At 40.7% G+C, this 12,992-nt stretch carries 8 protein-coding genes; all 8 read right to left on the minus strand.

Annotated features, from left to right (window positions below; all coding sequences use genetic code 11):
- Positions 1-629: 629 nt before the first annotated feature.
- Positions 630-3,395, minus strand: a complete 2,766-nt coding sequence (locus tag LQ227_RS00120) for a DUF5695 domain-containing protein (RefSeq protein ID WP_230144275.1) — start codon at positions 3,393-3,395, stop codon at positions 630-632.
- Positions 3,396-4,001: 606 nt separating this feature from the next.
- Positions 4,002-5,777 carry an aminopeptidase P family protein gene (locus LQ227_RS00125; RefSeq protein WP_230144274.1) on the minus strand — a complete coding sequence of 592 codons (1,776 nt, stop codon included), beginning with the start codon at positions 5,775-5,777 and terminating at the stop codon, positions 4,002-4,004.
- Between the two features lie 146 nt (positions 5,778-5,923).
- Complete coding sequence (locus LQ227_RS00130) at positions 5,924-6,391, minus strand: hypothetical protein (RefSeq protein ID WP_230144273.1); 468 nt, start codon at positions 6,389-6,391, stop codon at positions 5,924-5,926.
- Entirely contained in the window at positions 6,388-6,840 is a 453-nt protein-coding gene (locus LQ227_RS00135) for a LytTR family DNA-binding domain-containing protein (RefSeq protein ID WP_230144272.1), read from the minus strand. Before LQ227_RS00135 ends, LQ227_RS00130 begins: the two co-directional genes overlap by 4 nt.
- A gap of 117 nt (positions 6,841-6,957) precedes the next feature.
- Positions 6,958-8,253, minus strand: coding sequence for an esterase-like activity of phytase family protein (locus tag LQ227_RS00140; protein WP_230144271.1), 1,296 nt, complete (start codon positions 8,251-8,253; stop codon positions 6,958-6,960).
- Positions 8,254-8,583: 330 nt separating this feature from the next.
- Complete coding sequence (locus LQ227_RS00145; RefSeq protein WP_230147677.1) at positions 8,584-9,486, minus strand: metallophosphoesterase; 903 nt, start codon at positions 9,484-9,486, stop codon at positions 8,584-8,586.
- Between the two features lie 118 nt (positions 9,487-9,604).
- A complete protein-coding gene (locus LQ227_RS00150; protein ID WP_230144268.1) occupies positions 9,605-11,464 on the minus strand; it encodes an alkaline phosphatase in 1,860 nt (619 codons plus the stop codon).
- Positions 11,458-12,981, minus strand: coding sequence for a RagB/SusD family nutrient uptake outer membrane protein (locus tag LQ227_RS00155; protein WP_230144267.1), 1,524 nt, complete (start codon positions 12,979-12,981; stop codon positions 11,458-11,460). The genes LQ227_RS00150 and LQ227_RS00155 overlap by 7 nt, the downstream gene beginning before the upstream one ends.
- Positions 12,982-12,992: the final 11 nt, after the last annotated feature.

The raw sequence follows: 12,992 nt of genomic DNA on the forward strand, positions 1-12,992 counted from the left end.
ATAGATGGCATGGGGTATTTATAAGTCGTTCCGTCATTCCCAACTTGATTGGGAATCGTAATGCTTAAGCTCCGCTGAGTACTTTGTGGTTCCCGCCTGCGCCTAGAATGTGGACAGATCTTTTGCTATATCCTCAGCATTGGCCGTCATTGCCAGCTTGACTGGCAATCTTAATGCATCAAGAAAGGTTAATGAGCAATATTTGAAGCTTTAAGATTCCCGCCTGCGCGAGAAAGACGTCAGTTGGGTTTACAAATAAGCACGTTTTTATTGGCGATAAAATCGCCTTTCTCATGCATCCTCGTTATAAACGAGGACGATCTACTAAATTTAAATGGACTATATTATTATTAATATATATATCTTTTTAAAATACTAAATTTTAAACTAGTTAACATAAAGTAATTATGTAGCTATAAATAGAACAAAATCAATGGTTTTCGATCTATAAAACATTTCTATTAAGTTGAATATTTAAGTTTAATAATCTGAAATACAATTAATACGAATACCTTATATTAAGGTAAAAGACGAATAAAACATACATATAGTTGATTATCAGCACTAATTAATAACAAAAAGCCCCGTAAATTTTAGTTTACGGGGCGGAAACGATAGAAAAATTGATATTATCTTTGAAGAATGATTTCAGTTGTATGCGCTTTTGCAAGCGGAAACTCGTATCCTCCCCTTTTCTTAACGCCATTGCCTTTTACAGCATAAGAACCAACGCCATTAATTTTTGCAGGCTGTAACAACCTCAATAAGGCAGTAGATGTATATTCATTTGCTTTGCTCAGTTTCAAGCGAATTTCGTCATTTACAATATTATAATTTACCTCATCAATGGTACCCGCATCAAGGCTGATCCAAAGTCCTACAGCAGCAATGTAAACCGATGATTTTGCTGCCGTAGTTAATTTAACATTGACGTTATTGCCTGTTTTGTTCAAGTTGCCACCAAAAGCCAACCAACCAAATTCTGGATGCTGTAAGATATACGATGAAGTATTAACCGCATAGCCAAAAAAACCGGATCCGTAATCGCCGGTAATGCCGTCATTTTTTAAGGTTGATGGATAAGCGTGAAATGCTGCAGGTGCAAAACCTTCTTGAGTGATATTGGAAATCGCGCCCAATAACCCACCGTAACCGGCACGCAAAAGATAGAAATCGCCGGGATTTTTACGGTAATCCATTAATACAGGAATGGCATTGAGCGCTGAACCGTAGTGATGGATCATCCGTTCGATACGCGAAAGTTTGCCTCCATAAAGAAAATCCCAGTACCGACGGGCATTACCATTGTAGGCCCAATGCGGCACCACAGGCATATAGGCCAATATCGCATCAAGCGTTACATTTGCTTTTTCCTGGTAGCCAAAATAGTTCGACCATACATAAACTTCTTCTTGACCTGTAGAGTCCCAAGGCATTTCACTACCAAAGGGATATTGTAGCGAACGCCAGTGGTTGGCCCGCTTCTTCATTTCATTTTCTAACCTTGTTGCTTCATCTGTTAGCCCTTCGTTTTTGAGGTCATTTAGGATAAGATAGAAAACTGTGCCTTCCATTTGACCAAACTGTGCGTAATAAGGGGCAATATTAACCATAGCCATGCCGGTTTCAGCGGCATCGACAAGGTGTTGTTTCCAGCTCTGCTCCTCCACAAGGCCGCTATAATTACGCGCCAACCGATACATTACCCAATGGGCTGCCGCAACATGCGGGTAGTTATAAGACCGGCCCAGGTTATCAGCTTCTTTTTTGGGCCATGCAGACCATGTTTTAAAATTGATATCTGCGGCATAAGTATCTTTAGGGAGCGAATCTGGTGCATAGTAGAACAAGCTCTTTTTTACCCCATATTTCTGAGGACCATTTTTAAGCTGTATCCGCCCAAACATTACACTATCTACAAATTGTTTCAGTTTATCAACTTCTTCTTTTTTGGGCTGCACCAATTGCTTCATTATTGCCCCCAACCACGAACCTGCACCACCTTCATCGCTTAAACCTGCAATCCACGCCCTATTGTCTTGCGTTACCTGCTGTTGCTTTTCATTATCGTACGTAATAGCTGAAGGACTTCTTTTAAAAATAGGATCGGCCTGGTTAAACCATTGTTTGGTAGTTAAAAAATTACCATAACTGGCAATTACATCACTTTCAGCTTCAATTACCTTATAATTTATACTTTGCTCCAAGCCATCTTCATAGGTGATAGACAATCTTGCTCTTCCCCAGGTATTTCCCTTTACAGTATAACTTTTCCAACCATTTTTGGTCGAACCTAATGCACTTACCTTTAAGGCATTTTCGGGTTGAACCTGAATAGCTTTAATCTTTTTAGGGTAGTTAATAAATAATTTCCCTTCCACATCTTTAGGCAGTACATAACCTGGAACCGAGATCGCTACTGGTCGTTTATTTTCGATCAGTTTGCTTTCGATATCTTTTGCTGCTCCAGAAAGGATAAACTGAAGGGCATAACTTCGGCTTTCGCCAGGTTTTAAAGAGGTTGAAGTCGGTGTGTTCCACTGCTCGGCATTTTTCCATTCGTTTTCTGCATAGGCTTTACTGTAAACCATCCATTCATAAAAACCTTCAAAAGCTATCCCTCTTGGCGTCCGGTCATCATTAAGCGGGTTATAAGCCTCAAATGGCGTATGTCCCAATGGCGCAACGAGCAAGGAAGGTGCATGACCACTTAGCCTGGTAACTTGCAGATAACCGGCATCTTTACCGATATAAGGATCGTAAAAAACATTTTTTGCATGGGTTTGCTCCAATGTTCTGCCTTCGAGAATATTATCGAAAATCATCGGGATACCCAGGGCCCCGATTTCTACGTTTTTATTGGTCTTGTTTTTCAGTTCGAAGCGGAGCACAAGCTTTCCGTTAAACATTTCCCACATCCGTTTAACCTGCAGCGGGATATCAGCCGGAAGTGTTGCAGCAAGATCGGCAGCAGCGAGTACATTTTTACCCATAGCAATACTTTTCACCGGGCTTCGTTTTGCGGCTGTGCTGTAGCTTTTCCAGGCTTCTTCGCCAATGTAGCGTAACTTTAAGTTGATATCGCCCAAGTGATATAAACCATCTGAACTACGCACTTTTAAACTGTCGCTGGGTACAAAATCGAAATCTTTAACCATTTTAGGCTGTAGGCCCGCTACCGTTTGCGATGACTTGACAAGCTTTAGATTGAATGCTCCGGCATTGTAAGTCGAAAATCCTTTTTCCAGGCCCAGCGTAGATGGCTTTTTGCCTAAAGCAATCCAAGGCGATTGGGCCAGAACTACCTCAATATTTAGAAAAGATAAAACACAGCAAAATATTGCTTTAAAAGTTATTATGGATAAGCTTCTCTTCTTTTTTAGTTCGATAATCATGATAATAAAGGGAATTTAGGAATGTAGTTAAATCAAAATTAAAATTTAAAAGATAAAGCAGGCATCGAACTTAAAAATAGCGCAAAATCGGTAAAGAATTGGTGTATTTACTGGAAGTTGGCGTAAGGCGGTAAGTGGATGGCGGGATTGATGGTGAATAGACAGGAAGCACGATGAAAAAAATAGGTTCCCACAGATAAGGCAAAGCATGCAGATTAATAACACATGAGGGGAAACGTAACCCATTAGCACTACATTAGGTATCTAAACGCGATTGCAGCGGCAGCCCCGAATGAAATGAGGGCTATAGCGGAAAGCGCGACTGACGTGGATTGAAATGCAGGAATTGCTTTCCTATCCCTCGATTCTTCTCTCGATGACAAATAATTCGACTAAGCTATCATTGACAGATACCAATAGAAGAGTCGTCATCTCGACTGTAGCGCAGCGAAATGGAGAGATCTTTGGACCAAATTACTTAAATGAAATTTAAAAGATTTCTCCACTACGGTCGAAATGACGATGCCTCGAGAATACTAACTACTTAAAACGTACCTGTCACTTATATTATTTTATGAAATAAATTATAGCTCCGGATGGCAATAATTAAATCGGCTGACATTTCACTTTCAACCATTCAGCTTCCTCATCAGATAAAAGGGGCTGAAGCTTCTCAAACACCATTTGATTATATTGATTTAACCACTCAATCTGATCTGCTGCCAAAAGTGTTTTATTGATAATCGCGGTATCGATAAAACATAAGGTTAAGGTTTCGAAGGTGAGAAAATCGCCAAATTCACTCTTTCCATTAGGGATACATAAAACAAGGTTTTCGATACGTACACCATGTTTTTCAGGACGATAAATCCCAGGTTCGATGGAGGTTACCATTCCTGGATTAAAGGCAACATCTACGTTGGCTGGACTAATACTCTGAGGTCCTTCGTGTACATTTAGAAAAAAGCCAATACCGTGCCCCGTTCCATGACCAAAATTTATGGCATGTTCCCAGAGTGGTTTTCTACAGATGGAATCGATTTGATAACCTTTGGTACCTTCTGGAAAAATCAGTTTAGAACCTTCAATCAGGCCTTTTAGCACCAAGGTATAATCATCGGCCTGGGTTGATGAGCAATTACCGATAGGCATTACCCTGGTAATATCAGTTGTACCATACAAATACTGGCCTCCTGAATCGACAAGAAACAAACCATCGGCTAAAATCTCCTGATTGCTTTCTGCTGTTACACTGTAATGCGGCAAAGCGCCGTTGGCATTGTAACCAGCTATGGTATTAAAACTTAAACCTACGAAAGATGTTTGTTCGGCCCTAAACCCGGCCAATTGCTCTGCTGCAGACCATTCTGTAATTTTTTCTTTTCCTAAATGATCTTCCATCCATTTAAAGAACCTGGTTAAAGCCACCCCATCATTTAGCATTGCCTTACGGATGTGGTTAATCTCAGTATTATTCTTTAAACTTTTTAGATGTGTGCTTGGATTAATGCCTGAAACGATTTTGGCACTTGAAGGCAAGCACTGATACAAGCCAAAACAAGTACGTTTAGGATCGATAAAAATCTGCGCGTTTTTTGGCAGATTTTTTAATGCATCAGCCACCTCAGCATAGGGATGCAAAGTTACGCCTTGTTGATTTAAAGTATCAATATCTGTTTGCGACAATTTTTGTCCGTCGATAAAAAGTTTTACCGCTGCAGGAGTAATTAAAGCAAAACTTAAGGTTACAGGATTATAATCTACATCTTTTCCCCTTAGGTTAAAAAGCCAGGCAATGTCATCAAGCGATGAAATAAAATGATAATCTGCTCCATTTATTTTTAAAGCAGCTTTTACCTCGTTTATTTTAGCCGAAATGGTAAGACCCGCAGCTTCCTCGCCTATTAAAAAGGCATTTTCTTCTGGCAACCCTACTCTATCGTGCCAAATCGAGCTGATAAAATCGACGTCGGTTATTTCTATTTCACTCTGGGTGAAACTGTTCTGCATCTCGAACGCTAAACCTACAGTAATAAGCTGATGGTTAAAACCTACTTTTGCACCCTTTGGCAAAACCTGGCACAACCAATCGATGTATTCGGGCGTATGTGGCACTTTCAACTTTACCAATTCGTAACCTGTATTGTTTAATTGTGTTTCTGCCTGCGTAAAATATCGCGAATCAGTCCACAGACCAGCAAAATCCTGAGTGATGACCAGCGTGCCGGCCGACCCTGTGAATCCACAAGCAAAAGGAATAGCTTTATAATGTGCTGGTAAATATTCACTGATGTGAGGATCTGCCGAGGTAATAATATAAGCATCTATTTTTTGAGCAGCCATTAACTGGCGTAAGGCCTGCAGTTTTTCTACAAAGGTCATGTTGAGGAAGAGTTTGTAGGGCCAAATTTAAATATTACATTGACATCAGCGCTTAAAACAAACAAGAATTAATATGAATTTGAAAATGCAGCAGATTCCGATTGCGTTAGCACCTGTGTTTACCTTTAAAAATATCAGGACAAATATTAAACGTACCGATCAATTGCAGGCGCTTTAAGCACCTCATAACAATCTGATTTCCCCAAGCACCGTACTTTAAAAACAAGCGCAGATTCTCGCTGTGCCAGCGCATGGATACCCAATGTAAAACGTTGTTTAAAACGTTTGGGACAAGCCTCTTTATGGCAGATTATTTCGTAACGGTCTACATTTTCTACAACCACATCAAGCACATACTTTGGCCACTGTTTTTTAATCAGATTCGGCAACCAGCGAAACTGTTGCATGTTAATCAAATCCCCCATCCCCTCAATTGCTTTTGGTGGAATATCTCCACCTATAATCTGGCTCCAGTCCCCTTCAACTTCATCAATAATCCCCAGCACTTTACATCCAGACAGCACCAACCATGGGTCTTCCATGCTTGACTGTATTAGCTGATAGGATACATCTTCTAAAAATTCCTGTTCAAAAAGGTAATTAAGTTCGATCATAAGCTATTTTCATTTTTTATCGGCAGATTATTAAGTCGTATCAGTTTATTAATGGTACCAGCAAAACGTTTCATTGAGATCGGTTTGCCAAGATAACATTCAAAGCTAGAATCTATTTTTCTTACCTCATTTTCGAGGTGGGCAGATGCGTAGATCACAAACCTGGCTTTCGAGCGGAGATGCTGGGATAGTTCAGTTCCTTTCATTCCATCCATATCTATATCTAAAAAAAGAAAATCGATTTTATCGCCGGCACTAATTGTTTTTAAGGCATCAAATGGATTATTAAAGGCGCTAAACAGTTTTAAAAAACGGATATCTTCAATATAATCCTGGAGTACATCAATCGCGTGCTGTTCATCATCAACAATTGCACAACTGTAATACATAGGCAAATTAAGATAGGCTGTACAAAGCTTAACAATGTAAACCTCAATTCCTATAGCCATGCAAAAAAAGGGTAAAAGTACGGTAGTAATGGGCATACTAATGAGACAGTATATCAACTTGCACGTTATTTCATGGTATAAATTAGCCATGAGTTAATTGACACATGGCTAATTGCTTTAAAGTTTAATTTTAACAAAGTATAAACGGTTTCTATCGACCGAATTTGTTAAAGGCAATATTTTTTGTGCAAAGCCACTTGCTCCGTTATCCACCACACCAAAATCATCATCGTTAGAAATTACGAGGATGTTGCCAGGCAGCAAGGCTAAACCTTCTGCTTTATCATGCGGATAAACGGAAGGTAGATCCTTCAACAGGTCTAAAACAATGGTTTTGCTTACCGAGGTAATTCCGGCTGTGTTTAAACCTGCTGCATTGTTCAGCTCTTCCACGGTTTTACCGCCATAAAGTTTTCCTGTTGCACCATTGCCGGAATCAGAAATATCGGTAGCACCACTCAGGTCTATTTTAAAAACTTTTTTAAATGTTGCCGGGTTGCTTGCTGCACCTCCATACAATCCGTCACGCTCGATGGTTAGGAAAGTAGTGCTGTTAACGGCAACAATATCGCTCACACCTGTTAAAGAGGTGTTATCCATCAGGTAAGCATATTGCTTGGTTGCTCCGCTTGCGATATCAAAAGTCAAAATTCTTAATATTACCGAATTGGCAACCGCAGCTTTAGACGGATTGTACATTGGCGACTGCATCATGCCCACCAGCGTTTTTCCATCTGGAGTAATGGCCAAACCTTCCATGCCACGGTTTGCTCTTCTATTGGCAAATACAGCCGGAATAGTACGTCCACCGGTTCCAGTTCCGAATGGATTAATGCGTTCAATTGTTTTACCAGTTGCATCGAAGTGTGCAATATGTGGACCGTATTCATCGCTGATCCAAAATGATCCGTCAGCTGCCCTTACCAAGCCTTCTGAGTCGATTCCATCGGCACTTGGCACAATCACCTGTCCATTTAGGTCGTAAGCAGTTTCACCAGAAGCCCCCATTCCTGCAGGATTTGGAAGTCCGTTTAATTTATTACCGGATGCATTTTTAAGTTCGATGGTTTGTTCGAGTACTAATTTCCCTTCTTTCAGCCTGAATTTCCCAATCTGTGGATCAAAATCAGGTTTTCCGATGATGATTGAGTTTGCGAGCTGCCCGGCAACGTTCGAACCCCTATCGGTTAGCATATAAAAAACATCCGGCGAGTTGGGATCGGCGGCAACAGCTGATCCAAAACCTCCGTTGTACACTTTTATACCAGCAGCAGTTGTGAAAAGTACCGAAGGATCAGAAACTTCTGCAACAGCAGGATAGCTAAATTCTAAAGGGCTTTCTTCATGGCTTTTCTTACACGCTACCATACCGATAGATATGGCTACTATTAGAGTGAGTAATTCTTTCTTCATTTAATTAGGAATATTTTTAGAACAAAGCAAGCATACAGATATGAAGCCTGTGTTAAGGGAATAACAAGAATAGTTCTCCCACAAGGTTATGCAATCTTAAAAAGCAACTGTTATTTTAATTGCTTTCGACCATTAAGAAGTTAAGGACATTAAGCTTGTTGATAAATTCAAATGCTGGCGTCATCCCCAACTTGATTAGGAACCACGGAGTGCTCATGAATGCCTCTGAATAAAAGGAAAACTGATGAGTAATCGTAATGCCATTGACCAGGCACTATTGTATTAAGATCCCGTCTGCACGGGGATGACGAAACTCGAAAATTTACATCATCAATAATTAACGTATTTTTCTTCAAAACTGCCATCGGCATGTAAATCGACCAGTCCATAGCCTGGGGCGGTTTCTCTCCTGCTGCCCTCCCACCATGCACCCGATACAGCACCGTTACAGAGGTAGGTAACACCGTTGTACACCACTTTATCGCGCATATGCAGGTGGCCACTTAAGCAAAGTTTTACATTAGGGTGCTGGTAAAAAAGATTGATGATTTTAGCCGTATCGGTATGCATATCGCCACCCAGCATGGTCCATTTGTTTACAATATCATCTTCTATCATTAAAAGCGCGGTAAGGATTGGAATATGCGACATTACCATTACAGGCATTGTAGAACTGGTAGTTTCGAGTTCGTTTTTTAACCATGTTAACTGCTCATCGCCCAATTTTCCAATATACCAGGTATTGTCGATATCCAGATGGGTACTATCCAGCACAATAATCTTCCATCCGTTCTGCACTAAACTATAATAAGGCTTAACCAGCTGCAATTTATCCATGGCATATTTCTTCCCGTAAAAAACCTCGCCCTTGGTGTTTTCATTCCACCAGATATCGTGATTGCCCAAACAATAATGCACAGGAAGGTTACATTCGTTCTTCATCGTCTCGTTTACCAGTTTCCATTGACCGTTAATGGTATTGATGTTTTCTTTGTTCATATCAAAAACAATATCTCCCCCGTTTAGAACCAGGTCTATCTTAGGCGATTGCGACTGTAAATGGTGCAGGCATTTAACAAACCTGGCGGGCGCATTGAATTGATTCTTAAGGTGGACGTCAGTGATGTGCGCCACTCTTAACACTGGCTTTTTATCAGCTGCCGATAAAAGTGCTGGCAGGGTTGGCAGCAAAAACAGGCCACCTATATTTTTTAGTGCAGATCTTCTTTCCATCACATTCTTTTTACTGTTTCAAAATTAGCATTGCCATGTTGCCTTAACGTTAAGAAAAAAGCGGTGCTGTGATATACAGACACCGCCATAGGGGTTGTTTATTTAAGTTCTTGATTCATTAATTTTTCTTTAATCGATAAGCTTCGATGATTTTATAAAAAATCTGATGATTAGGATATACCCCTATAAAGGCATCCGAACCAGGACCGTAAGCAAATACAGGCACCATGATATTGGTATGATCATCTGTACTGAAATTGCCACGAACGGTTCCTTTTCTATAAGAAGCATCCAGAAGCGACAGTCCTCCGGTTTCGTGATCAGCTGTTACGATTACCAACGTTTCTCCATCCTGGTCGGCAAACTTTAAGGCTTCACCCACCAGACGGTCGAAATCTTGTTGTTCGGTTACCGCAAAAGGCAAATCGTTTGCGTGTCCTCCATGGTCAATCTGTGCCCCTTCTGCCATAATGAAAAATCCTTTTTTATTTTTCGAGAGCAATTCAACCGTTTTTGAGAACGAAATCTTAAGCATTTCTCCCCGGCCATCCAATACTTTCCGCGTAGCAGAATCGTCTAAAAGTACCACTTGCTTATCTGCATTTGAGGCAACAAAACTTTTTAGGTCTTTCTGTAGTGTATAACCTTTGGCCGATATTTTATCTATCAATTTTTGATCTGGATTTTCGGTAAAACTTTTGCGTTTGGAACCAACCAGAATATCAACATGACCGTTCTGGAAATCGGCTGCAATTTCCTTCGTCATAGATCGTTCAAGCTGATGAGCATAAAATGCTGCAGGAGTAGCATCGGTAATATCACCACTGCTAATGATCCCGCTTGTAAGACCATAAGGGGCCAAAATATCAGGTATAGACTGAAGTGATTTACCTGTAGAATCGACGCTGATATAGCGGTTATTGGTTTTATGTCCTGTAGCCATAGCCGTTGCACCTGCTGCAGAATCAGTAAAATCTGAATTGGAAGCTTCAGTACGCGAAAGGCCAAGATGTTTAATCGTGATGATGTTGGATTGACCAAAATTCGCACTCAAGCCTGCCTGAATCTGTGCCAGTCCCATTCCGTCCCCTATTAAAAGAATTACATTTTTGGCTCTTCTTTTTAATCCATCGCTTTTGTAAGTTGGCTGATAAGGCTTATAAGCTTTCGAACTGCTATATTCGAGCTTAGCCCTGTTCTGATAAAAATCTTTTAGCAATGCAGGATGATCCGTTCCGATCCAATCAACCCCCATATGTTCCAGTTCTTTCCAGCTGTTCGGACTATCTTTAGTTGCCCAAAAGCGGAAAGGTTTACCCAGTGCATGTACTTTGACAATTACCGCTTTCATTTTTTCTAAATCGGTTGGTGTTGGGGTACCTTTTCCATTCCATACCGAATAATGAGAAATATCATCACTAATCATCCCAATGTGCTCTAACTGATCACTTGTGTATTGATTTGCGGGACGGCCATCGAAACTGATGAGTGACGGATAATTCTTAAACTTTTTGGCAGGCGGAACAGCCCCGCTCATTACAATTTTAATGGCTGAAGGATTGATCTGTTGATTAAAAACAGATTCATTACCTTTTAAATCGTCCAATAATTTCGGGATTACGTGTTCATAATCCTCCTTTATATCGATAACCAGCTGAAGTTTTTGTTTCGGATCAGGATAAGGATGGTTGGCATGATCTTTAAAAAATGCCACCAATGGATCGATATATAATTTTTTCAATGTTTTGCCTGAGGCGATTTCGCTGCTATCGTGGGCAACAAACAATTCTCCGTTACGGTAAAAAACATCTGCCTCTATAGATCCCATACCAGCATAATAAGCCTCTAACAAAGGAATCTGCTGCTTATAATCATTATGGCTGTGTCCATTAGCGGCATTCAGTTTCTGCTGAGCAGAAACTGAATGTGCCCCTAAACCCAATAATAAAAAGAGGATCAGTTTATTCGATTTTACCATCCTGGACTTTGTTTAATTACACCTGCACTGTTATCAATTTCTCTCTGTGGTACGGCCCAAACATCATGTACCTGTGGATTGAAAGTTCTTGCAGGCCAAATTACGCTCCCATCAAAATCGTGTAATGGTTTGGCATAAGTTACCTGAGCATCACCCCATCTTACCAAATCGCGGTGACGGTCGGCCCATTCGCCTGCAAGTTCGTTACGGCGTTCGCGTTTAAGGTCGTCGATAGTCATTCCTGTCTTAGTCCCCAAACCTGCGCGTAGCCTGATTTTGTTCAGTTCGGTATCGCCTGCCCCTGCACCGCTCAGGTTAATTGCAGCTTCAGCTTTAATCAGCAATACCTCAGCATAACGCATTAAAGGCACATTTAAATCTGTTGTGCCATTATCTCCATTCGGATTAACGTGTGTTGGAATAGGATTAGCATATGAAAACGGCTCCATATACTTTTTAAACTGGTAATTTGAAGTCGCTCCTGCATCTTTTGTAAAACTACGTTCAGCACCAAAAAACATAAATTTATCGCCTGGTTTTAAAATGGTGGCTTCACGGCGCTGATCGCCAGTTTCGTAAGAATCGTAAAGTTCTTTAGTGGGTAAATAATAACCCCAACCATTGTAAATTCCCCAGGCTTTATTGGTTAACATTACGCCTGGGAGCTTGCTGCCCCAGCCTGTTCCGCCACCGCTTGGCGTACACACCACCGACCAAATGTATTCTTTTGACCAGTTGTTGGCTGCTTTAAATACATCTGCAAAACCTGTATTTACTAAATCGTGCTGCCCTGAAGTGATGACCATATCAGCATATTTAGCGGCATTGGCATAATCTTTTTTGTATAGGTACACTTTAGATAGGTATGCCCAGGCAGCCGTTTTATGTGCTTTACCGTAATCTGCTGGTTTCATTGCCGAAAACAGGGGAAGGTTATCTGCTGCTTTCAATAAAAGTGAAATGATATAATCGTAGTTTTCGTTTACATTTTTTGCACGGGCAATAGGCTGAGAAGGATCACTTTCTGGCGTTACAATCGGTACTCCGGCTTTATCGTTACCGTAATTGGCAGCCAACTGGAAGTAAACCAGTCCGGCGTTAAAATAAGCATCGCCAATAATCTGTTTTTTCAAGGTTTCATCCATTGCTATGGCCGGCACATTAATAATAATATCGTTAGCCCGTTTGATAATGGCATAACGCATGCTCCATTGGGTTTCGGTATAACCTCCGCCAACATAGGTACGGTTAAAATTTTTGATATTATCGGCCTCTGGCTTATTACGTCCCGTAACCATATCATCACTGGCATTGATAAACCAGAACATTCCACGACCGTAAAAATCTTCTGCATTGTAATTTTCATACATCCCAGCTTCTGCTTTTATGGCATCTTCTTTGGTTTTCCAGAAATTTTGTGCCGATGGAGATCCTTCAGGTACAATATCAAGCTCTTTTGTACATGAAGAGAAAAAAGCAAGGGCGGCAAATGCCATATATTTTAAATTCGTTTTCATTGTTGTTTTGT

Source organism: Pedobacter sp. Bi27 (genome assembly GCF_918698255.1).
Lineage (GTDB): Bacteria > Bacteroidota > Bacteroidia > Sphingobacteriales > Sphingobacteriaceae > Pedobacter.